The organism is Chitinophaga sp. 22308, from assembly GCF_052045305.1.
Lineage (GTDB): Bacteria > Bacteroidota > Bacteroidia > Chitinophagales > Chitinophagaceae > Chitinophaga > Chitinophaga varians_A.
Genome location: NZ_JBQEOP010000001.1, coordinates 1,378,291 through 1,401,391 on the forward strand (window position 1 = coordinate 1,378,291; position 23,101 = coordinate 1,401,391).

At 50.3% G+C, this 23,101-nt stretch carries 18 protein-coding genes; 9 read left to right on the forward strand and 9 right to left on the reverse strand.

Annotated elements, in window-relative coordinates:
• Window positions 1-2: 2 nt before the first annotated feature.
• Window positions 3-2,660 (reverse strand): carboxypeptidase-like regulatory domain-containing protein, encoded by a 2,658-nt coding sequence (locus ACTJJS_RS05880; RefSeq protein ID WP_440662827.1) that lies wholly within the window; start codon window positions 2,658-2,660, stop codon window positions 3-5.
• A 315-nt stretch (window positions 2,661-2,975) separates the two neighbouring features.
• On the opposite strand from ACTJJS_RS05880, the gene ACTJJS_RS05885 reads away from it, so the two are divergent.
• Window positions 2,976-3,407 carry a DUF2867 domain-containing protein gene (locus ACTJJS_RS05885; protein ID WP_440662828.1) on the forward strand — a complete coding sequence of 144 codons (432 nt, stop codon included), beginning with the start codon at window positions 2,976-2,978 and terminating at the stop codon, window positions 3,405-3,407.
• Between the two features lie 11 nt (window positions 3,408-3,418).
• A complete protein-coding gene (locus ACTJJS_RS05890; RefSeq protein ID WP_440662829.1) occupies window positions 3,419-3,895 on the forward strand; it encodes a DinB family protein in 477 nt (158 codons plus the stop codon).
• Window positions 3,896-3,901: 6 nt separating this feature from the next.
• On the opposite strand, the gene ACTJJS_RS05895 is transcribed toward ACTJJS_RS05890, so the two are convergent.
• Genes ACTJJS_RS05895 through ACTJJS_RS05915 form a run of 5 tightly spaced genes read right to left on the reverse strand, consistent with a single transcriptional unit; the run spans window position 3,902 to window position 10,022 of the window.
• Window positions 3,902-4,897, reverse strand: a complete 996-nt coding sequence (locus ACTJJS_RS05895) for an L-histidine N(alpha)-methyltransferase (RefSeq protein ID WP_440662830.1) — start codon at window positions 4,895-4,897, stop codon at window positions 3,902-3,904.
• A 23-nt stretch (window positions 4,898-4,920) separates the two neighbouring features.
• On the reverse strand, window positions 4,921-6,069 hold the full coding sequence (gene egtB / locus ACTJJS_RS05900) for an ergothioneine biosynthesis protein EgtB (protein WP_440662831.1): 1,149 nt from the start codon (window positions 6,067-6,069) through the stop codon (window positions 4,921-4,923).
• 12 nt (window positions 6,070-6,081) lie between these two features.
• A complete protein-coding gene (locus tag ACTJJS_RS05905) occupies window positions 6,082-7,650 on the reverse strand; it encodes an ABC transporter permease/substrate-binding protein (protein WP_440662832.1) in 1,569 nt (522 codons plus the stop codon).
• The gene (locus tag ACTJJS_RS05910; RefSeq protein WP_440662833.1) at window positions 7,637-8,599 is read right to left on the reverse strand and encodes an ABC transporter ATP-binding protein; all 963 of its coding nucleotides are present in this window, start codon (window positions 8,597-8,599) and stop codon (window positions 7,637-7,639) included. Before ACTJJS_RS05910 ends, ACTJJS_RS05905 begins: the two co-directional genes overlap by 14 nt.
• Window positions 8,600-8,642: 43 nt before the next feature.
• On the reverse strand, window positions 8,643-10,022 hold the full coding sequence (locus ACTJJS_RS05915; protein WP_440662834.1) for a mercuric reductase: 1,380 nt from the start codon (window positions 10,020-10,022) through the stop codon (window positions 8,643-8,645).
• A gap of 421 nt (window positions 10,023-10,443) precedes the next feature.
• On the opposite strand from ACTJJS_RS05915, the gene dusB reads away from it, so the two are divergent.
• Entirely contained in the window at window positions 10,444-11,481 is a 1,038-nt protein-coding gene (gene dusB / locus ACTJJS_RS05920; RefSeq protein WP_440662835.1) for a tRNA dihydrouridine synthase DusB, read from the forward strand.
• A 66-nt stretch (window positions 11,482-11,547) separates the two neighbouring features.
• Here the strand turns inward: dusB and fusA are convergent, their stop codons facing one another.
• Window positions 11,548-13,599 carry an elongation factor G gene (fusA, locus tag ACTJJS_RS05925; protein ID WP_440662836.1) on the reverse strand — a complete coding sequence of 684 codons (2,052 nt, stop codon included), beginning with the start codon at window positions 13,597-13,599 and terminating at the stop codon, window positions 11,548-11,550.
• 556 nt (window positions 13,600-14,155) lie between these two features.
• On the opposite strand from fusA, the gene ACTJJS_RS05930 reads away from it, so the two are divergent.
• From ACTJJS_RS05930 to ACTJJS_RS05945, 4 genes are all read left to right on the forward strand, one after another.
• Entirely contained in the window at window positions 14,156-14,989 is an 834-nt protein-coding gene (locus ACTJJS_RS05930) for an aldo/keto reductase (protein WP_440662837.1), read from the forward strand.
• Window positions 14,990-15,119: 130 nt separating this feature from the next.
• Window positions 15,120-15,773, forward strand: coding sequence for a FadR/GntR family transcriptional regulator (locus tag ACTJJS_RS05935; protein WP_440662838.1), 654 nt, complete (start codon window positions 15,120-15,122; stop codon window positions 15,771-15,773).
• A 12-nt stretch (window positions 15,774-15,785) separates the two neighbouring features.
• On the forward strand, window positions 15,786-16,619 hold the full coding sequence (locus ACTJJS_RS05940; protein ID WP_440662839.1) for a sulfite exporter TauE/SafE family protein: 834 nt from the start codon (window positions 15,786-15,788) through the stop codon (window positions 16,617-16,619).
• Window positions 16,620-16,628: 9 nt separating this feature from the next.
• The gene (locus ACTJJS_RS05945; RefSeq protein ID WP_440662840.1) at window positions 16,629-17,024 is read left to right on the forward strand and encodes a DUF1634 domain-containing protein; all 396 of its coding nucleotides are present in this window, start codon (window positions 16,629-16,631) and stop codon (window positions 17,022-17,024) included.
• 1 nt (window position 17,025) lies between these two features.
• On the opposite strand, the gene ACTJJS_RS05950 is transcribed toward ACTJJS_RS05945, so the two are convergent.
• Entirely contained in the window at window positions 17,026-18,153 is a 1,128-nt protein-coding gene (locus ACTJJS_RS05950; protein WP_440662841.1) for an aminotransferase class V-fold PLP-dependent enzyme, read from the reverse strand.
• Between the two features lie 132 nt (window positions 18,154-18,285).
• On the opposite strand from ACTJJS_RS05950, the gene ACTJJS_RS05955 reads away from it, so the two are divergent.
• Together ACTJJS_RS05955 and ACTJJS_RS05960 are read left to right on the forward strand one after the other, a co-directional pair.
• Window positions 18,286-20,442 (forward strand): glycoside hydrolase family 3 N-terminal domain-containing protein, encoded by a 2,157-nt coding sequence (locus ACTJJS_RS05955; RefSeq protein WP_440662842.1) that lies wholly within the window; start codon window positions 18,286-18,288, stop codon window positions 20,440-20,442.
• A gap of 184 nt (window positions 20,443-20,626) precedes the next feature.
• Window positions 20,627-21,697: a hypothetical protein gene (locus ACTJJS_RS05960; protein ID WP_440662843.1), complete on the forward strand. Its 1,071-nt coding sequence runs from the start codon at window positions 20,627-20,629 to the stop codon at window positions 21,695-21,697.
• Between the two features lie 88 nt (window positions 21,698-21,785).
• Here the strand turns inward: ACTJJS_RS05960 and ACTJJS_RS05965 are convergent, their stop codons facing one another.
• Window positions 21,786-23,021, reverse strand: a complete 1,236-nt coding sequence (locus ACTJJS_RS05965; RefSeq protein WP_440662844.1) for a cation:proton antiporter — start codon at window positions 23,019-23,021, stop codon at window positions 21,786-21,788.
• Window positions 23,022-23,101: the final 80 nt, after the last annotated feature.

Sequence of the window (23,101 nt, forward strand, 5' to 3'; positions counted from 1 at the left end):
TGTCAGGGTACTTTGGACGCCGGTGCTTTTGCCCCTTTGCGGCCATAGGCATATGTAAGGCTGAACATAAAATACTGGGAGAGGTTGGTGGTTTCCAGCCTTTCCCGGTAAGTAGAGCCATAATAGGCCACTACAGTTTTGTTTTGCCGCAGCAGGTCGAAAGCGTAGAATTTGGCAGACAGTGATTTGTTGTGCAGGAACGTTTTACCGATCCACCCGTTGAGCAGTGTAAAGTGCGTGGCGGCATCGGTGTTATTGGTGTACTGCACATTGGAGCCTGCATTGAAATCCAGCGGTAGCCAGGCATTGGCCGTGAAGGCAAGCGTATACTGGATAAAGTCGGTGTAATGGTCGTCTTGCAGCGATAGCATATTGCCCCTGTAATCTACGCCCACTTTGGCCGTGAACTCCATTCTTTTTTTCCAGTTGATGGACGCCGCCAGCAGCTGAAGAAACGAGTATCTTTTTACAATGTTGTCAAGATGATTGATTTGTGAAATAGTCCTGTTGAATTCAAATGCATTGCTGTAATTGACAGTAATGCCGGGATGTTTGATCCGGAAGCCCAGCATGGTGTTGTCGGTAATGCCCCAGTTGCCGGACACGTTGATCGGCATGCTCACCTGCCTGCCAAGCGTATCGGTGAATACAGCCGTGGAAAACGCGTGTTGCGTATATCTTCCTTCCATCGTATGTGCAAACGCCACTCCTTTAATACTGTTGGAAAAATAACTGAATGCCAGGCTATTGGCAAAGGCATTGATCAGGCCTGGGTTACCCAGTTGTATATACAGCGGATTGCTGTTGTTGTTAACGGGCCATAACAGCTGCGCGTCTAATGGAAGGGTAATGCCATTGAGCGTGATATTAATGGTTTTAAACGGGTCCAGTTTGATGATGGCACTGAGTGCGCGGTCCACATAGGTGGTGTGCCGCACGTCTTTATTGTGTGTAGTATAATTGTTGCTGGTCAGCGTACTGAGTGAAAGCCCGGCAGCGCCGATGAGCATGAGTTTCCCCCGGTTATAGGTAAGCGATGGTTTCACCGTATGATTGATGATCCTACTGTCGAACCGGTATGTCAGCGAGTCGTTCGGTATATAATCGTGTTTGAAAATATTAAAATCGGCGGTGTTCTGCCGGTTTTTGGTGAGGGCGTTCTGAAACGAGTAGTAAAGCGCTACTGACCAGTATTTTCCGATTGGTTCATTATAGGTTGCAGAGGTGGAGGTACTGGATACTTCATTTTTCGGTGATACGAACTGATTGATGGTATCAGCACTGTAAAACGGGAGGAAAACATCGTTCTGGCTGATGTTGAACTGATAGCTGTATTGCCAGGATTTTCTCAGGGATGTTTGCAATGATAGTATTCTTCCTGTTTTGCCGAATTTATGGGAGTAACTGACCGTGGCGTCCAGTGTTTTATTGACCGCGCTGTCATTGTTGTTGAGCATACCGTTGTTGAGCGTGTCCATGCGGCTGTCAGTGGTGTTGTACAGGCGGTTGTTGTGTACTTCTTTATGTTCTCTTTCCATCATCGCCGCCACAATAATTTTGTTGTTGATATCGGGTTGTATGTCCATAAAGAGGATGCCCCCGTTTTTTTTGCTGATCAGGTGTTTTTGGTTATTGCTGTGATAGAAGGTGCTGCTGTCTGCGAAGATGTTTTCCCGCTCCTGTGCCTCGCTGCTGGTCATGTCCTGCTCCTGGTGCCTCAGGTTTACATTGAGTTTGATCTTTTTGTTGATTTCCATGGTGTAGTAGGTGCCAATATTGAATAGCTTATTGGTCCCCTGTGGATTGTTGCCCATGAAGCTGCCCTGATAGTTGGTGCTGGCATCGCTTTGCGTATTGTTATTGTTGGCGAGTATATCGCCCAGCGCTGTCAGTTTTTTGCGGAATATATTGAGCGTGGTGCCGGCGTTATAGCGGTCATGCGTGCCGTATCCGCCGGTGACGGTGCCACGGACGCCTTTTTTCATTTCATCTTTTACGATGATGTTAAGTACTTTTTCATTTTTACCAGGCTCGGTGATACCGGAGATATTTTTTTTGTCTGATATCTGAATTTTGTCAGCAAGATCGGCTTTCAGTATTTCCATGACCCTTTTAACGTTGCTCATGTTCTGCAACAGCGAGCGACCGTCAATGAACAGTTCTTTGATGGGGGCGCCCAGGTAATAAAGGTTACCGTTATCGTCCATTGTGAGCCCCGGTATTTTTTCAATGAGTTCATGCATATTGGCATTGGGCAGGGTGGGCAGTTCGCCGGCGTTGAACTCGATGGTGTCCTTCCGGATAGACATCAGTGGCCTGTCTGCTTTTACTTCCACTCTGCTAAGGCTGATGGAGGGTGATAGCTGGATATAGTTGAATGTAACGGTCTTTAGCCTGGGGTTGACTTCCACGGGGATCATTTCGGTGCGGTTGCCCATAAAGCTGACCAGTAGCCGGTAGAAGCCTACCTGTACGTTTCCGATGGTAAAGTTGCCATGTTCATCTGACTGTGTCTGGGCTTTTATGCGTGCTTTTTCATCGTAGAGCAATACTGCTGCGCCGGGAAGCGTTTTTCTGGTGTCTTTCTGATAGACGGTCCCTTTAATGGTATGTTGTGCATATATCTTTGACAGCGCACAACAACCCAGCAAAAGGAGCATCAGTTGCCGTTTAATTTGGTTGAATCCGGTTGTAGTGGCCTGCATTAGTTTTTCCAGTGCATGAGTAGGTGAATAGATTAATGGGTTGTAATTGTTTTTTCGGTTATTTACCGCATCAGACGGCGGTTCCATAATGGTCAATGTGGCTAAGTTCGTATTTGCAGGGGGGATTGCAGAAATTCAATTTCGTAAACAATTGTTAAGCGATTGTTATCGAGCATCGGTTAACAAAGCGGAATTTGGGTTTTACAAGTCGTTTGGTGCTGTACATTCGCGTGGCCGAAGTCTGGCAAAGGTGATAAAATATTTTATAAAATGATAGAGTATTTTGATAGAAGAACTGGAAAAATAACAGACAGGAAGACTACGTTGGAGCGGATATGGGCCATAGGCGGGCAACGTGGGTGGTATTACGGCAACTGGATGTGGAAGTTGCGCGGTTATATGGACGAGATAGCGGGAGGGCCGGGGTTAAGGCGGGGCCGCAGGCATCCGTCAGATTTACAGGCGGGGGATTACCTGGACGTGTGGCGGGTGCAGGTAGCAGACCGCGAAGCGGGCAGGCTGTTGTTATACGCAGAAATGAAATTGCCGGGTGAAGCCTGGCTGGAGTTTAGGATTGCGGATGGCCATCTGGTGCAGACAGCCTCTTTCAGGGCGAAAGGTTTAGCAGGAAAATTGTATTGGTATACTATGTTGCCCTTTCACGGGTTTATATTTCCGGGAATGATCCGTAAACTAATTTAAACTGTGTTGCTATGAACATCAAAAAGGAGATCATTAAGACACTGAAAGACTTGTTGTTGAAAGCCCACGCGCATGTAAGTTTTGCAGAAGCTGTCAAAGGTCTGCCGGCCGAACTGCGGGGCGTGGTGCCCAACGGGCTGCCTTACAGTATCTGGCAGCTGGTGGAACACATCAGGATAACACAGGCAGATATTCTCGAATTCAGCCGCGATGCCGATTACAAGTCACCCCGCTGGCCGGAAGGCTACTGGCCTAAAACGGCGGTGCCGGCCAATGATCATGTATGGCAGAAGAGCCTTGACCAGATCAAGGCCGACACGCATGCTTTTATAGAACTGCTGGAGGCGCCTGAGGCAGACCTCTTCCAGCCCTTTCCTTATGGCGACGGGCAGCACCTGTTCCGGGAAGCGGTGCTGATAGCAGATCACACCAGTTATCATACCGGGGAAATTATAGCCATACGCCGGTTATTGAATGCCTGGAAATAAACTTATCTACACTCTTTTCCAGAGAGTGTCCACAAACCACTTTTTATTGTCGAAGAAACGGGCAACCGGCTGGAACCCTGTTTCCAGCGCCAGCTGTTCTGTTTCCTCGGGCGTGTATTTCTGTGATATCTCCATGTACAACGGCTCGTTGGCTTCAAAATCGATGCGGACGTCATGGCCTATTTGTACCTGTTGTTTTTCCAGGCTGATCAGATAACTTTTGCAGGCGCCGGTGCCCGGATCGTAAGTGGGATAGTGCTCAAACTTCGTAATGTCAAAATTAGCCCCCAGTTCACGATTGATACGGGTGAGCAGGTTGAAGTTGAACGCCCGGGTGATACCGGCTTTATCATTGTACGCCTGTAGTATCACGTGTGGATTTTTTTTGAGATCGAAGCCTGTCAGCAACAGGTCACCGGGCAACAGATAATCGCTGAGCTCCATGCAGAAATCATGTGCCGCAGTGCTGTTGAAATTACCGATGTTGCCGCCCATAAACAGGACTACTTTCTTTTTATGGCTGTAGGTGTTTGCCTGTTGCAGCATATCGAAATATTCACCGTTCAGTCCTTTCATCCGCAGGTTGGGGAGCATGGTAGGCAGCTGTTGTTCCAGCTGGCCGATCACGTTCGTCGAAATGTCGATGGGGAAATAGGTGAAATCAGTTCCGTTGGAGAGCAGCTGCCGCAGCAGATGAATAGACTTGGTGGCGTCGCCGGCGCCCAGTTCCACCACATCGAAAGTGCTGGCATGTTGTGCCAGGGCACTCGCTATTTCAGCTGAGCGGGAGGCCAGGATTTCCATTTCGCAGCCGGTCAGGTAATACTCTTCGCATTGCATGATTTCTTGAAACAGCCGGTCACCTTCTGCATCATAAAAATATTTGGAGTCCAGATATTTCTGCGGTGCGCTGAGTCCTTTAACTACTTCCTGATAAAAAGTGCCTGTCACCGGTTTTCTTTTACAAAGGACCGTACGGCCTGGAATTACAGTGGTTTGCATACGCAGTCTTTTTAGATGAAAGCCTATTTTGCCAGCCTGATACCGGTAAACTGCCATCGCAGCGAGGGATGGAAGAAGTTGCGGTAAGTGATGCGGCTATGATGTGGGGGCGTGACTTCTGAGGCGCCCCTGAGTACCATTTGGTTTATCATGAATTTACCGTTGTATTCGCCGATGGCGCCGGGTGCTTTGGTGAAGCCCGGATAGGGGAGATAGGCGCTTTCCGTCCATTCCCAGCGCGTGCCCCACGCCAGTTGGGGGGCAGCAGCTTCCCATTCAAATTCCGTGGGCAGGCGCATGCCTTTCCAGGCTGCAAAGGCGGCGGCCTCGTAGTAGCTGATATGGCAGAGCGGAGCATCCGGCAGCAGGGGGTGCAGTCCCTGCCAGTTGTAATGCATCCATTGCCCGTTGATATTGTACCAGTACATCGGCATTTCCACCTGGTTTTTCTTTACCCAGTCCCATCCTTCCGCGTGCCAGTAGCGGAAATCATGATAGCCGCCGGCCTGTATAAAATCGAGGTACTCTGCATTGGTGACCAGCGCCTCACTGAGGCTATAGTCGCCCAGGTATACCTTATGACGGCCCAGTTCATTATCAAAGCAGAACCCGCCACCGGAAAATCCGATCTCATATATGCCTGCCTTCATCTCTAACCAGGAACCGGCTGTTTTTGTTGCGACAGGAGACGTTTTAGCCGGGTTATAGGCGGGGAAAAGCGGATTGTGACCAAGGATGTATTTGATATCGGTGTACAGCAGTTCCTGATGTTGTTCTTCATGGTTAAGCCCCAGCGTAATGAGTGCCTGTAGCTCCGGTGTGTGTTCCTTGTCCAGGAAGGCTTCCATGGCCTCGTCCACATGGCGGCGGTACCGCATGATGTCCTCTACCGCAGGCCGGCTCAGATTGCCGCGGTCCGTACGGATCACTCGGGCCCCTACCGATTCGTAATAACTGTTAAAGACAAAGTTATATTGCGGGTCAAACTCCGTATAGTCTTTAGCGTTAGGTATCAAAATAAAAGTTTCAAAAAACCAGGTGGTGTGTCCGAGGTGCCATTTGGGTGGACTGACATCCACCACCGGTTGCACTACATAGTCTTCTGTTTTGAGCGGTGCGCAAATATCTTCTGTCCGGTTACGTACGGTGAAATAATCTTTTTTCAATTGCATGACTACTGGTGGTTAGTGATGATGCACGTATGTCGCTAAGTCGGATATACTGCTGATATGCAGCCTGGAAGCCTGTTCCCGGCGCATCATCAGCGCGTAGGTATTGTTAAAGCCGATGGGTTGCAGCCATCTGACGTGATATTGTTCGGCAAATCCTTTCTTTACATAGTCGTATACTTTTTTGCTGTCTGCGATAATACTGTCTACTGTTTGCTGCGGCGCCTGGAGGATGACCAGCAGGCCGGTGCCGGTATATTCCGGGTACATGTCTATCTGGTCATTGACCAATGCATCGAAGACGATTTTTGTGCCGCCGAGCCCTGTTTTGGTAGTGGCGTTCAGATCGGTATAGCCTTCGATCAGCATTTTGTACATATTGGCCAGAATGTAACCGTCGCCGAAAATTTTGGCGCCAATGCGGATGGTGCCTTTGGTGCCGTTCCTGGCTGGTTTCCAGAGCCGGGCCGACACGAGGAAATCTTTGGCCACCTGTTGTGGATTCTGTTTGAGATAGTCCACCCGGTAGTTAAGCTCCGTCATGATGCTATCATTAATTGTACCAGAGAGCTGGTCAAGTGCCGGGACCAGTTCGGGATATTTTTCCAGCACTGCCTGACGAACAACGGGGGCGGCATAATAAGGCGGAAAAATATGTTTATCATCTTTCAAAACCACCAGGTCAAATGCTTTTACGCGACCATCGGTACTGCTGCCACTGATGACGTCCAGCTTTTTCTCGTAGGCTGCTTTATACATGATCATGTCACTGATCACCAGGGTGCGCAGATGAAGGCCGTAGACGTTGCCCAATCCTATGGCGCCGTCTTTGCGGCCCATGAACTCTGGCGTGAAGCCTGCTTTGATGCGGGTGCTGTAGGTTTCGGGCAACAGGTAAAAGGATGACAGCAGGAGCAGTACCGCGGGCAGTACCAGCACTGTTTTCCGAGCCTTACGCATATTGAGGCGCTGCAGGCGTGACAGTCCCCAGTCAAACAGAATGGCCAGCAACGCCGCGGGAATAGCGCCGGCAAGCATCATATGCGTATTGTTGAGTGCGATACCGCCGAAAATAAATTCACCCAGGCCGCCCGCGGCGATATATGCCGCCAGCGTGGCCACGCCCACATTGATGACCGTAGCGGTACGGATGCCGGCCAGGATAACGGGCATCGCCAGTGGCAGTTGTACTTTGAGCAACAGCTGCCGGGGGCTCATACCCATGCCGGTGGCTGCTTCGGTAATGTTGGGGTCTACGCCCAGGATGCCAGTATAGGTATTGCGTACCACCGGTAACAAGGCATACAGAAACAGCGCTACTATCGCTGGTTTGGGACCGATGCCCAGCAATGGTATCATAAATCCCAGCAAAGCGATGCTGGGAATGGTTTGCAGCACGCCGGTAACGCCCAGCACCGGGCCGGCCAGTTTCTTACGGCGGGAGATCAGGATGCCGGTGGGCACGCCAATGCAGACGGCTATCAGTACAGAGATAAACGTAAGGCCGGTATGGGTGAGTGTTTGCTCCAGCAGCTTACCGGACTGCTGCCGGACAAAATCAAAAAACGTTTCAGGCGTGTCCATGCTGACTGACAGTTTTTTTATAAGCGGTGATAGCGTTCATCAGCGTGTTCCCGTCGAGGTGTTTCTCTTCACCTCTGAAAGTACTGCTGGCTTTGTCCTGCGTAAGGCTTTCGAGGGTGTCCCAGCAGTTGGTGTCGGCAGACAACAGGATACCGTTCATGCTGCCGGCGCCATCGAGGTAGGGCCATATGTCACGGAGCCGGAGGGATTTTAATTCCAGCTCCAGCCGTTGTTTGTCCAGGAAATGCCGCACGAAATCATTGGCGGGTTTAAACAGCAGTTCGGCAGCGGTGCCCATTTGCTGAATACGTCCTTCATTCATGATGCAGATACGGCTGCCCAGTTCAAATGCTTCTTCCACATCATGCGTAACAAGAATAATGGTCTTGCTGTTCAGTTCATCGAGCAGTTTAAATTCTTTTCGTACGCTGATGCGGGTAAGCGGATCGAGTGCGCCGAATGGTTCGTCCATCAGCAGAATGGGCGGATCGGCGGCCAGGGCACGTGCCAGTCCTACCCGTTGCTGCTGGCCGCCACTGAGTTGCTGCGGATATACGTGGGCGTAGGAGACGGGCGACAGGCGCAGCTTTTCCATCAGCGACAGCGCCCGCGAACGGATACGTGTTTTGTCCCATTGCAGCAGCTGTGGCACCACGCTGATATTTTCAAGAACGGTATAATGCGGAAACAGGCCGGTGTTCTGTAATACATAGCCGATATTGCGGCGCAGTGTTTCCGGTGTTTCGTTATTGACAGATTTGCCCTGGATAAAAATTTCTCCCTGATCTGGTACCAGCAACCGGTTGATCATGCGAAGCGTGGTGGTTTTGCCGCAGCCGCTGGTGCCCAGCAGCACCAGCGTTTCACCGGGTTGTACTTCAAAAGACAGATCGTTCACTGCATTTTTACCGTGACTGAAACTTTTTGAAACATGTGATACTTTGATCATAATAAATAGACGGTGTTGGGGAAAATAATACTCAGATTGACCTTTATTTTTCCAGTGTCATAAACAGGTTATTAAGTGATTCCGCGTAGAGGGGATGGGCGAAGATCATTTCCCGTAGCTGCGTTGCCGTTATACCGCCAAGTATGGCCATTTGCAGGACTGACATGATTTCGCCGCCTTCCGTACCGATGACGGCCGCGCCCAGCAGTTGCCCGGTATGCTCGTGTACAATGGCTTTCATAAAGCCGGCTGTTTCGCCGGTTTCGATAGCTCTGGCCACCTTGTCCATACTGAGGTGCGCCACTTTTATCGGATAGCCTTCCTGTCGGGCGCGTGTTTCAGAGAGGCCGATACGTCCGAGTTGCGGATCGGTGAACATACAGTAGGGCAGCTGCCTTGTTTTGGTGCTGAGTTCTGCTTCTTCAAACAGGTTTTTATAGAGCAGGAGGTGGTCGTTATAGGAGATATGCGTAAAGGCCGGGCCGGGTTTCACGTCCCCTAATGCGTAGATGCCGGGGCAGCTGGTTTCCAGCTGGTCGTTGACCTGAACGTACCCTTTTTCATCGAGGGTGACGTTGGTCTTGCTCAGCTGTAATGAAGCCGTTTGTGGCTGGCGCCCTGTGGCCACCAGCAGGTGTGTGCCGGTGATGTTTTGGGATTTACCGCCCGTCTGCAGCTCCACCTGGATATTACCCTGGCTGCCACTGATTTTTTCCGTAGTAGTGGAAGTGAATACCTGTATGTCTTCCGCTTCGAGGATTTTTTTCATCACCGTCGCCACATCAGGATCTTCTTTGGACATCAGTTGCGGGCTTTTCTCCACGATAGTAACGGCACTGCCCAAACGCCGGTACAACTGTCCCATTTCCAGCGCAATGTAGCTGCCTCCGAGAATGATCAGTTCAGGTGGCACTACTACCTCATCCTGTAAGGTAGTGGAGGTGAAATAAGGCACATCGCGAAGGCCGGGGACCTCCGGGATATGAGGCGCTGCCCCGGTGTTGAGGAAAATATGTTCTGCTGCAAGTTCCTGGTTGCCGCCATCATTGATGGCCACAGAGATGGTTTTCACTCCCGTGAATGACGCGGTGCCGTAAAAGACAGTAACACCCGCTTTTTCGAGGCTTTGGGCGGTGCCATTCCGAAACTGCTCCACGACTTTGTTTTTCCTGGCCACAATGGCCGGCAGGTCAATTGTGTAGCCCATATTATTGACCCCCCAGGTCTCGCTGCGGGACAACAGATGGGCCACCCGTGCGCTGGCAATCATGGTTTTGGTGGGCGTGCAGCCGTCGTTGATACAGGTGCCGCCGAGCTGCCGTTGTTCTATCAGGGCTGTTTTCCAGCCTTTCTCCGCCATTTTCTTCGCCAGGGGATTGCCCCCCTGTCCTGAACCGATTACGATTGCGTCGAATTTCTGCATGACATATATTTTTTCATTCACGTCCCAGGGCTGAAGCCCTGGGCTACGATTTGTTTTTCAGGCTATTTAGTGGAAAGGTGTGATATGTGTGGTTTACCTGTTTTCATGGATAATAATATTTGAAGATGATTTAGATACCAATACTAATTAGATACCAATGCTAATTTGATTGCTGATTCTTAATTGTTAATTCTTTTTAATAGGGCTGTATCTACCTACTGGTTGTACTGAGGTCTGATAAACTATTTTCATTTACAGGACCTGAATAACAAATCGTAGCCCAGGGCTTCAGCCCTGGGAACCGGATCAATATTCGTTCCCAAATGGGGTGATAAGGCGTGTTTTTTGACAAACATTTGAATCCGCTGCATACTGTGCCCGGTGCAAATGCTGTATCTTTGCGCTCCTGAAAATACAGATTTTGGTTAAGATTGACAACATAACACTGCCCGATTTTCCCTTGTTGCTCGCTCCCATGGAGGATGTAAGCGACCCACCTTTCCGTGCTGTCTGTAAAGATGCCGGGGCTGATCTGATGTATACTGAATTTATATCAAGTGAGGGCCTGATCCGTGATGCGATCCAGTGCCGTCGTAAGCTGGATATTTTTGAATACGAAAGGCCGGTGGGCATTCAGATTTTCGGGGGTGACGAGGACAGTCTGGCTTTGGCCGCTAAAATCGTGGATGTCACCAATCCTGACCTGTTGGACATTAATTTTGGCTGCCCGGTGAAAAAGGTGGCTGGCCGTGGCGCCGGAGCAGGGGTGTTAAAAGACCTGGACCTGATGGTGCGTCTCACTGACGCAGTCGTAAAGGCCACTAAGCTGCCTGTAACGGTCAAAACACGCCTGGGCTGGGACGATGATACCAAAAATATCGAAGAGGTGGCGGAAAGGCTGCAGGACGTAGGCATCAAGGCATTGGCCATTCATGGCCGCACCCGCTGTCAGATGTACAAGGGAGAAGCCGACTGGACCCTTATTGGAAAAGTGAAGAACAATCCCCGCATCCATATTCCCATTTTCGGTAATGGAGATATCAATTCACCCCAGAAAGCAGTTGAATATAAAAACCGCTACGGGGTGGACGGCATCATGATCGGAAGGGCCGTTATCGGCTACCCGTGGCTGTTCCGCGAAATCAAGCATTATGTGAAGACCGGAGCGTTACTTCCCGGCCCTACACTGGAAGAACGTATTGCGGTGAGTAAAAAACATTTGCGCCTGTCTGTGGAGTGGAAAGGCCCGGTCGTAGGCATTAATGAAATGCGCGGCTGTTATGCCAACTATCTCAAGGGACTGCCTAATATCAAGGAATTCCGCAGCCGTTTGGTAACGCTTAAGACAGTGGAAGAGGTGGAAGCGGTGCTGGATGAAATAGAAGCCTACTACAAAGGCATCGAGATTGAGAAGGCGCCTATTGAAATGATCGATTATCATCAGAAGTGCCCGCTGTAGGCATGAAACTAAATACAGAAAGCCCCGGCGACAGTAATGTCCGTCGGGGCTTTCGTTTTTAGGGGATCAGCGGCTGACCGGCTGATATGCTTCAAAAGTAACCGAGGCGTTGGCCCTTCCTGAAGAAAGCGTACGTAACGTGGTCACGTACCCGAAGAGGTCGGCCAGCGGCACACTGGCGGTGATGTCCTGCACGTTGTTTTTGACTTCCATGTGCCTGATCACGCCACGGCGTCTGTTGAGATCGCCGGTGAGCGCGCCGGTATATTCTTCTGGCGTAGTTACTTCCACCGACATCACCGGTTCCAGCATCAGCGGACCGGCTTGTGCCGCGATATTGCGGAAAGCGATCATCGCTACCTGTTCAAAGTCCTGTGCATGGGAGTCGTTGGAGTGGATTTTACCATCGAGCAGCCGGACGCGCATGGCGTGAACGGGGTATCCTTTAAGCGGGCCGGTCCTCATCGCTGCTTCGAAGCCTTTGCTGATGGAAGGAATGAATTCCTTCGGTATGGCGCCGCCTTTGATATCGTTGATGAATTCCAGTCCCGGCTTATCGTCTTCCCGCGGCGACAGTTCAAACGTGATGTCTGCAAAGTTGCCGGAGCCGCCGGTTTGTTTTTTTAACACTTCATGATGGGTGACCGGTTGCGTGAATATTTCCTTATACGCAATTTGCGGCGCGCCTTTGTTGACCTGGAGCTGGTATTCCGTTGCCAGTTTCTCCAGCACCACTTCCAGGTGCAGTTCGCCCATGCCTTTGAGGATGGTTTGGCCGGAGGCTTTATCCACTTCAACAGACAGGGTGGGGTCTTCGTCCATCAGTCCTGCCAGCGCTTCGCCGAGGCGGTCAGCGTCTTTGGAGGCTTTCGCTTCCACGGCGTAGCCGATCATCGGTTCGGGGAAACTGATGCGTTCCAGCAATACGGCATGGTCGGGATGCGCGAGGGTATCGCCGGTTTTAACGTCTTTCATGCCTACTACCGCGCCGATGTCGCCGGCGCCTATTTCTGTGACGGGCTCGAACTTGTCGGACATGATGCGCAGCAGTCGGCTGATGCGTACCGTGCGACCGGTGCGGCTGTTCCAGAGCATGTCGCCGGTGCGTAATACGCCGGCGTACACGCGCACTAACGTCAACCTGCCTACGTAGTCGTCCACCATGATCTTAAAGGCCAGCGCTGCCACGTGGGCTTCGGTATTGGCCGGTATGGCGATGGCTTCTCCGGAATCCGGATCGGCGGCATGTACCACGGGAATATCTTCCGGGGAAGGCAGGTAGGCAGCTACGGCGTTCAGCAAGGGCTGTATGCCTTTGTTTTTATAGGCGGCGCCCGCGAAGGCCGGCACGGCCAGCATGTGGAGCGTAGCGTACCGCATGGCTTCCACGATCAGGTTTTCGCTGATGTTGTCTGGCGAACTGGTGTATTGTTCCAGTAAAGGTTCATACAGGAGCGACAGTTCTTCTATCATGCTGCGACGGGCCTGCATGGCAGATGCCAGCAGTTGTTCCGGTATGTCTTTTTCTTCAAACAGTTTACCGTCGTCATCGTGCCAGAGCAATGCTTTCATGCGGACGAGGTCTATCACGCCGGTGAAGCTGTCTTCCTGGCCGATTGGCAGTTGCAACGGGATTACATTTGCGTGCAGGCGTTCCCGTATTTCATTGACTACCCGTTGGAAGTCCGCGCCCTGACGGTCCATTTTATTGATCATCACAATGCGTGGCACGCCGTAGTGATCGGCCTGTCGCCATACTGTTTCCGATTGCGGCTGTACGCCGGAGCGGGCACAGAAGACTGCCACCGCGCCGTCGAGCACGCGCAGGGAACGTTCCACTTCGGCTGTAAAGTCCACGTGGCCGGGCGTGTCAATAATATTGATCTGGTATTTATCGTCTGCATAATTCCAATAGGTGGTGATAGCAGCAGAGGAGATGGTGATGCCGCGTTTTTCTTCCTGCGGATCGGTGTCCATCATGGTATTACCGTCATCTACGTTGCCCATTCTGTGTGTGATGCCGGTGTAATACAGCATTCTTTCCGTGAGTGTTGTTTTGCCGGCGTCGATATGCGCCATGATACCTATATTTCTGAATCGGGACAATTGTTGTCTCATAAAATCATCTTCTTTAAAAATGGAATAAAAAAAGCCTCTCATGCGGTAATGAGAGGCATTGCGTTCAGGCAACAGCAAGCCAGACATTACCGGCGTGGCCGGATGTATACCGTCATTGTTGTGATCAATACTTTCATAAGGCAATGATCATTTACAGCATGTAAAACCGTAATTGGAAAAGTGGGGGAGACAAAATAAAAAGGCCTCTTCGGATGAAGAGGCCTCCAGTATGATAATGGGAGTTATTTCATTTGATGATACCTCTTATATCCGGGTTGGATCTGCCTCCCCGTCTTGAATAAAGACAATACGGGTACTTGCAATTACCGCTCTGATAACGGAATCGTTTTTCCTGTTTGTCTGATATGTGAAGGTGTGTTTCATCTTTGTTACGCAAGTAAATTTTTGCGATGCAAATATAGTGATTTTATTTATGCCAACAAAAAAGCCCTTTCAGTTGTCTTCTATTTTTACAGAAAATTCACAGGATTATACCGATAGCATCTGACAGAGAGGATGTACTTTTGCGTAATCATTTCAAGATAAAATATAAACGATGAACATTACAGATCTTACAGGCACTGTGCAGCTGGCCAATGGCGTAAAGATGCCTTATTTTGGATTGGGCGTGTGGCAGACCAATGACGGACAGGAAGTGATAGACGCCGTAACGTATGCACTGGATGCAGGTTACCGGCATATTGACACCGCAGCGATTTACGAGAACGAAGAGGGTGTAGGCACTGCGGTGGCCAACAATAAAGCAGACAGAAAAGATATTTTTATTACCAGTAAAGTATGGAATGCCGACCAGGGATATGATAAAACCCTGAGAGCTTTTGATGAATCACTGGAGAAACTGAAAACCGATTACCTTGACCTCTACCTGATACACTGGCCGGTCAAAGGACAGTACAAAGAAACATGGCGGGCACTGGAAAAGCTGTATGCGGACGGCCGCGTGAAAGCCATTGGTGTCAGCAATTTCCTGCAACATCACCTGGAAGACCTGTTCCAGGGCGCCAATGTGCTGCCTATGGTTGACCAGCTGGAGTTTCACCCGTTCCTGGTGCAGCCCGCGTTGCTCGATTTCTGTCGTCAGCATCATATTCAATACCAGGCCTGGAGCCCGCTGATGCAGGGAAAAGTGTTTAAAGTGCCTGAGTTGCAGCAGCTCGCAGAGAAATACGGCGTGTCTGTAGCGCAACTGGTGCTACGCTGGGATTTGCAGAAAGGCGTGGTGACCATCCCCAAGAGCGTACAGCAGCAACGTATCATCTCCAATGCAGAGATCTTCAATTTTGAGATCGCCGCAGAAGATGTGGCAGCCATCGATGCGCTGGACCGTGGGGAGAGAGTGGGCCCTGACCCGGACAATTTTAATTTCTAGGATAAAAGCATTCGGATCATGCTTGTTATTTGGCCGTCTCTTCACAGCAGAGGCGGCTTTTTATTTTTTTCTGTTAAATCATCTGATGTTTTAAATAAACATCATACCTTTGTAGAGTAATAAGTTTTATATGGACCAGACATCGAAACTTTCCAACCGCGTTATCAACGCTATCCAGAAAGACATCTCCCAGGGTATTTATAAGCCGGGGCAGAAGATACCGACAGAACCTGAACTGATGGTGCAATATGCGGTGGGGCGCTCTACTATCCGCGAGGCGGTAAAAACACTGGCCATGTCGGGGGTATTGCGAGTGCAACAAGGCTCCGGCACCTATGTCAGTGAATCGGTACAGACAGAATCACTGGACCAGCGGCTGCGGCGGGCGGACTTTGAAGAGATCAACCAGGTGCGGCGCATGCTGGACTATGAAATAGTGAAGCTGGCGGCGCAGCATCATACCAAAGCGTCGCTGACGGAGATGAAGAAATATCTTGACCTGCGTAAAAAAGCGATCCTTGGACAGCAGTACCACGACTGTATGGAAGCGGACATTGCTTTTCACACCGCCATTGCCAAAGCCAGCGGCAATCATGTGCTGGCCGACCTTTATCGCAGTTTTACTGCGGTGATACGGGACTTCTTTGCCAAACGGGACACGGAGAGCATCAGTCACTTTGCGATCAGCCACCATTTGCATGAACAGCTGTATGAAGCCATCAGGAGCGGTAACGTCAAGTTATCGCGGCAAGCCATGGAAGATATACTGGACAACAACTACTAAACTTTCCGAAAGATGAACATACTTATTTTCAGCCTGATACTGCTTGCCGGAGCATATGTGGCGGGCCTCTTAGGTTCATTGACAGGACTGGGCGGTGGCGTGGTCGTGATCCCGCTGCTGACGCTGGTCTTTCATGTGGATATCCGTTACGCTATTGGTGCGGCCTTGCTGGCGTCTATCGCCAATTCATCAGGGGCGGCGTCGGCTTATATCAAAGAAGGCATCACCAACGTGCGGCTGGGCATGTTCCTGGAGATCGCCACTACGCTGGGGGCGGTAGGAGGGGCGCTGATAGCCGTTTTTACGCCGACCAATACTATTGCGGTACTCTTTGGCGTAGTGCTGATTTTTTCCGCCTTGATGACCGTTCGCAAAAAACATGAGCATGCCTTACAGGAAGGCAGCCGTTTATCCTATGTATTAAAACTGAATGGCAGTTACCCTACGCCACAGGGAGAGGTGCCCTACAAGTTGCAGAACATCGGCGGCGGGTTCTCTATTATGCTGCTGGCCGGCGTTTTATCCGGGCTGCTGGGCATTGGTTCCGGTGCGTTGAAAGTGCTGGCCATGGACGGCGCCATGAAAATTCCTTTTAAGGTAAGCACCACCACCAGCAATTTTATGATCGGCGTTACCGCCGCGGCCAGTGCGGTGGTGTATCTCCAGCGTGGCTATATAGATCCGGGGATTGCCTTTCCGGTAGTATTGGGCGTACTGGGCGGTGCCTTCACCGGCGCACGCTTGCTGACGATCATGAACCCGAAAACGTTGCGTTACATTTTCTGTGTGGCCATTTCTTTTGTGGCACTGGAAATGATCTACAACGGATTACATCACCAGTTTTAAACACAAGCCATGAAACTCATCAAAACATTAACAGGCGACCGGGACATAGCTTTACTGGTAGGACAGGTGTTGCGTACTGGTGTGATCACCGCCAGCGCCATCGCTTTTGTGGGCGGCATATTATACCTTGCCAAACACGGTGCTGACAGTCTCCCCGACTACAGCACTTTTACCGGGGAAGGCAAAGAATACACCACTTTCGGCGGTATTTTCCGTGGGCTGGCCACTTTTAAGCCGTCGGCCGTTATCCAGTTCGGCGCCCTGATACTGCTGGCAACACCCATCCTTCGCGTGTTCTTTTCCCTGATCGGTTTTGCCGTAGAGAAAGACCGTATGTACGTGGTGATTACCCTGCTGGTGCTGGGCATCATCCTGTTCAGTATGTTCGGTGGCCTGAAAGTATAAGTTATTGCAGGGCCGCAAAAAGCGTGTCTATATCGGCTTTGTTGTTATAGAAATTAATGCCGATCGTGAGCATGTTATTTTTATAGCGCGCCATGATGCCGTTTTCTTCGAGTTGCCGGAACTGGCCGGGCGTGATTTTTAAGCGCTGTATCGCCGAAAGGTGCTGCGGCCCGAAGTTGGAAAGGACTTCCACTTTATGTTTCCGTGCCTCTTCATGCAGGTAAGTGACCAGCGCCTGGATATATGCGTGAATGTCTGCGATGCCGATGGCATTGATGTAACGCAGCGCTTCACCGAGCAACAGAATATTAAGAAAGGGAGGGGTGCCCTGTTCAAATACGGTGGCATCCTGTTTGGGCTTAAACTGCGTATAATCCTGCGTGGTATCAAAATCCGGATTGGGATAGGTCACGTTGTACCATCCCATGGTTTTAGGCGGATATTTTTCCTGTAGTTGGCGGGACACGTACATGCCACCGGAGCCGTATCCTGCCGCCGCCCATTTGTAGGTATGGAAAATCAGAATGTCGATGTTGCAGGCTGCCACATCTATTTCATTGACGCCAAAAGACTGTGTGGCGTCCACGATCAGTATGATACCTCTTTTTTTACATAACTCCCCTATAGCCTGCAGATCGTGACGGTAGCCCGAGCGGAACATCACATGGCTGAGGATAAGTATACGTGTGTCCGGTGTAATTTGTTGTTCGATAGTACTGAGCGGTATTGCGCCGTTGGCTTCCGGCTGCACGAGGCGTACCGGATGGCCGTGATGTATCCAGGGAACGAAGCTGGTGGGGAAATCATCCTTCATGGTAAGTATTTCAAACGTCGCGGGAAACATGCCCACAAGCAATCCCATGGCTTGTGCAGTGTTGGTGATAAAGGCCACTTCAGCAGTGTTCGCGTTGATCATACTTGCCATGGTGGCCCGTATTTCCTCTACTTCGGGGTTCCAGGCGGGCATTACGCCCCGGCCCTGTTCACTCAGATCGGTCAGCAGCGCGGTGGCCTTGTCCACCAGCGGTTTGCTGACAGGCGCACCGCCATTGGTAAAGAGGTAAGTATATGTATTGAAGACCGGGTAATCGGCCCTTATTTTCTCCCATTTAGTGCTGTTGGCGATCATCTTTTTATACTATTTTATTAATTGTTGATTCTTAATAAGCAATCCGCCGGCGCCCGTTCTGATTACAAAATAAACACGATAACTTGCGATGTACGACGGGAATTAATTCATATACAATTTAAGGCTTTTAGCATGTTGAAAAAAAGAAAACTGCTGGCATATGCGATGGCGCTGCTACAGGTGGGAACATTGTTTGCACAGGAGCAGCCGCTGTTCCGCAAGGCGGGTGCGCCGGTTGATCAGCGCGTCAATGACCTGCTGCATACATTAACGTTACAGGAGAAAATCTCCCTGCTGGGATATAACAGTCCCGCTATTGAGCGGTTGCATATTCCTGCCTACAACTGGTGGAACGAAGCGTTGCATGGCATAGCCCGAGGCGGTGAAGCCACTGTGTATCCGCAGGCCATCGGCCTGTCGGCTTCTTTTAACGCGCCGCTGGCGCAGTCTGTGGCCGCTGCTATTTCCACAGAAGCACGCGCGAAGTATAACCTGGCCGTTGCCGCTGGTCGCCACGTGCAGTATATGGGGCTTAATTTCTGGACGCCGAATGTCAATATTTTCCGCGACCCGCGGTGGGGCCGGGGACAGGAGACCTATGGGGAAGACCCTTATCTGACAGGCACCATGGCCGGCGCGTTTGTACATGGCCTGCAGGGCGATGAGCCGGGAGTACTGAAAACAGCTGCCTGCGCTAAACATTTTGCCGTACATAGCGGACCGGAAGCGGACCGCCACAGTTTCAATGCGGTGGTAGATGAAAAAGACCTGCGCGAGACTTATCTCTATGCCTTCAAAAAGATGGTGGACGGCCATGTGGAATCTATCATGTGCGCCTATAACCGGGTAAACAGCCAGCCATGTTGCACCGGTAACACCTTGCTGCAGGATATTCTGCGGAAGGAGTGGAAATTCGGCGGACAGGTGGTGACCGACTGCTGGGCGCTGGACGATATCTGGTTGCGCCATAAAGCTATTCCTACCCGCGAGGAAGTGGCTGCTGCCGCTATCAAAGCGGGCGTTAACCTGGATTGCGCAAATATTTTACAGGATGATGTATTAAAAGCGATCGATAAAGGCTGGCTGAAACCTGCGGACGTAGACAGTGCGCTGAGCGCCAGTCTGCGTACCCAAATGAAGCTCGGGCTGTACGATGCGCCGGGACACAGCCGCTACAGCGGTTACGGGGCCGACAGCGTGAACAATGCCTGGCATACTTCACTGGCGCTCCAGGCCGCAAGAGAAAGCATGGTATTGCTGAAGAATAACGGTGTGCTGCCGTTGCAACAAGACAAATACGCCTCTATGCTGGTCACCGGTTCCAATTCCGCTTCGCTGGAAGCGCTGATGGGCAACTATCACGGCGTGTCCGGCAATATGGTGACCTTCACCGCCGGCCTCAGCAAAGCAGCCGGACCGGGCATGGCCACTCAATATGACCAGGGATGTGATTTTACAGATACGCTGCACTTCGGTGGTATCTGGGCCTCTCAGAACTGTGATGTGACAGTTGCCGTGATAGGACTTACGCCTTTGCTGGAAGGGGAGGAAGGAGATGCTTTCCTGTCTGCCTCCGGTGGTGATAAAAATTCGTTGAGCCTTCCCCGTTCGCAGGTGGTTTTTATGCAGAAGTTAAGGGCTGCGCATAAAAAGCCGATCATAGCAGTCGTTACCGCCGGCAGCGCGGTAGATGTTACTGCCATTGAGCCTTACGCAGATGCGATCATCCTGGCATGGTACCCTGGCGAACAAGGCGGTACTGCGCTCGCGGACATCGTCTTCGGAAAATATTCGCCCGCAGGGCGCCTCCCGGTCACCTTTTATCAGTCGGTGAAAGACCTCCCGGACTACAAGGACTATAGCATGAAAAACCGCACCTATCGTTATTTTAAGGGTAAGGCAGCTTATCCTTTCGGTTTCGGTCTCAGCTATACCACGTTTACGTATGACTGGCAACAGGCGCCGGCCAACGGTTATAAACCGAATGATACCATTCGTATGACCGTTAACGTGCGCAATACCGGTAATATGGACGGAGATGAAGTATTACAGGCATACATCACCTATCCGGGCCAGGAAAGGATGCCGTTGAAAGAGCTGAAAGCCTTTAAGCGGGTGTCGGTAAAACAGGGCAATACCACTGCTGTGACGCTGGAAATACCCATGGCCGAGTTGCAGAAATGGGACCTGTCACAGCAACGCTGGAAGCTTTATAAAGGAACATATGGCGTACACGTTGGACCATCTTCCACAGATTTTAAGCTGACGCGCAACATTGTTGTAAAATAAGAAGAAGCGGGTGTCTTCCATGGTTGTAGCCGGAAGGCACCTGCTGTTTAATTTCTGTACCAGGCGGCAACAAATACCTTCCGGTTTGTTTCAGATGCAAAGTTTATTATATTGCGAACCATATTGTAACTGTAGTCATAAAATTGTTATACCCATCCCGCATTTTTTAAAACCTTAGATATCTATGAAATATTTTTCCCTTGCTTTATTATGGTCTTTTTTGTTGGTGGTTGCTGCCACAGCATCGGCGCAAACATCGGGCACTTTTGTTGTAGGTGGCGACCTTGACAAGTTTTATCCGGTTGTATGGAAAGACAACGGCTGGTTTACCAATACTGCTTCAGAATTGGAAATAGGAAGGGCGGATGTCCACCGCGATGGTCCCTGGAGAGGTTCTATGCTGGCGAAATTTCGTTATCATGTTACCAACTGGGGAAACCGGTCTGATTTTATTGAAGCGGATATTCACCAGGGTGGGTCTGACCATGAATTTATCGCTGGCTGGAGAGATGCTACCGGCGGTAATAACACGAATGAAATCATTATCTGGCTGAGGGGAAGTACGTCTTACTCCTATACATCCCGTTATGCGATAGAGGCGCCTGCTGTATTCGATGGCGTAGCGAATCCCCTGCCGTTGACGATACTGAATGAACCTCCCCATACGTTTAAGACTTCCGTGGATAGTTATGTAAACAGCCAGGGTAAGTCGACAGGTTCATTGTATTTGTTTGGTAGTGTTAGCTGGACAGCCTACAACTGGGGAAAGCCCCTCCGGCTGCCAGCAGGACAGGCAATAGCTTTCGATGCAGGCACAACAAAGATTGGCCTGGGTGGCGTAGGCAATAAACTCTATCTCTTTACGACCGATGTGGAGGACGCCAGCAAAGTCCCCAATTACCGGTTAATTATGAACGAAAACGGGGAAATGGGCATAGGGACGGAGCCGGTGACTGGTTTCAGAATGGTCGTGGAAGGCTCGCTGGGTGCCCGTAGAATAAAGGTGGCACAAGGTACCTGGGCCGATTTTGTTTTTCATGATGATTATAAACTCCCTTCTTTACAGGAAACAGAAGCCTTCATCAAAGTCAACAAACGTCTGCCTGATATTCCTTCCGAAAAAGAAGTTGCTGAAAAGGGGGTGGACGTAGGTGAAATGAATAAACTGCTGCTGCAGAAAATAGAAGAGATGACCTTACACATGATCAAAATGGAAAAAAGAATTCAGGAGCTGGAAAGCAGGGAGGGGAAGTAATTACCCGTGCAGGTTATACACTGTGCACAAAAAGAAGAGGACGTCTCAAACTAAACTGAGACGTCCTCTTCTTTTTGTGTATAACCGTTTAAGCGATCATTCTGTTGACCACCCGTTTCAGGGTAAGCCCTTGTATAATGATAGAGAACAGTACCACGAAATAACTTCCCGAGAGGATAATTTCCTTGTAGGGCGATTCAGGGAGTGACATGGCGAGTGCCACGGAGATGCCCCCACGAAGTCCGGCCCATACCAGTATCGTAATGCCTTTATAGGTTGTTTTCAATGAACGTTTCAGTAGTAGTGACGGGATATAGATACTCATTGCCCTGGCCACCAGTACGAAGAGTACTGCGAAGAGGCCTGTCAGCCAGTAATTTTTAAGGAAAGGCATCAGTACAATTTGTAGCCCGATCATCACAAAGAGAATGGTATTGAGCAGTTCATCTATCAAATGCCATACGTTATGAAAGTAGCGTTGCATGTCTTCTGATTGTTTGGTGCCCAGGGAGGTATTGCCAAGGATAAGGCCGGCAGAAACTGCTGCCAGCGGAATAGACACGTGCAACATGGCGCCCAGTACGGATATCACCATTACCATGGATAATGACACCATGACGATGATCTGGAAGTCGTCCACCCGTTTCATGGTGCGATAAGCTACCAGGCCGGAGATAACGCCTAACAGGATGCCGCCGAACACTTCCTGTGAAAACAGAGCGACCGTATGTGAAAAAGAAACATGCGCGTCGGAGCTGGCAGCCAGTTCCTTCAGGATAACGAAGAGCAGGATACCGGTACCGTCATTCAGGAGGGATTCTCCACCGATAATGGTTTCCAGCGAAGAAGGCACTTTTGATTTTTTCAGTACAGACATTACGGCCACCGGATCGGTAGGTGAAATGAGCGCGCCAAACAGCAGGCAGTAAAGCAGCGGCAGTTCAATATGCAGCAGGCCTGTGGCCCAATACAGCAGATAACCGAAGATAAAGGTAGAGCCGATTACCCCGACGGTACTGAGTATCAGCACCGGGTAACGTTGTTCTTTCAGTTTCTGAAAGTCGAATTGCAGGGCGCTCGCAAACAGGAGGAAGCCTAACATAATATCCAGCAGTGTTTGTGTAAAGTCAATACTGCTGGTGAGGTCTTTGATAAACGCGTAGGCGTCGGGGAAAATTTTACCGGTAAACAAAATCAGCAGGGACAACAACAGCGAAACCACGATCACGCCTATGGTGCCGGGGAGTTTGATAAACCGGTTGTTGATGTACGAAATCAGCGCACTGATAGTGATTAAAGCCGTAATAATTGTAAAAGTGTTCATAGCTTCCAGATAATGCCAGTTAAAGAATACAGATTTAAAAATGATAATGCTATCACTATAGGGGGCGCTAAAGATAGAAA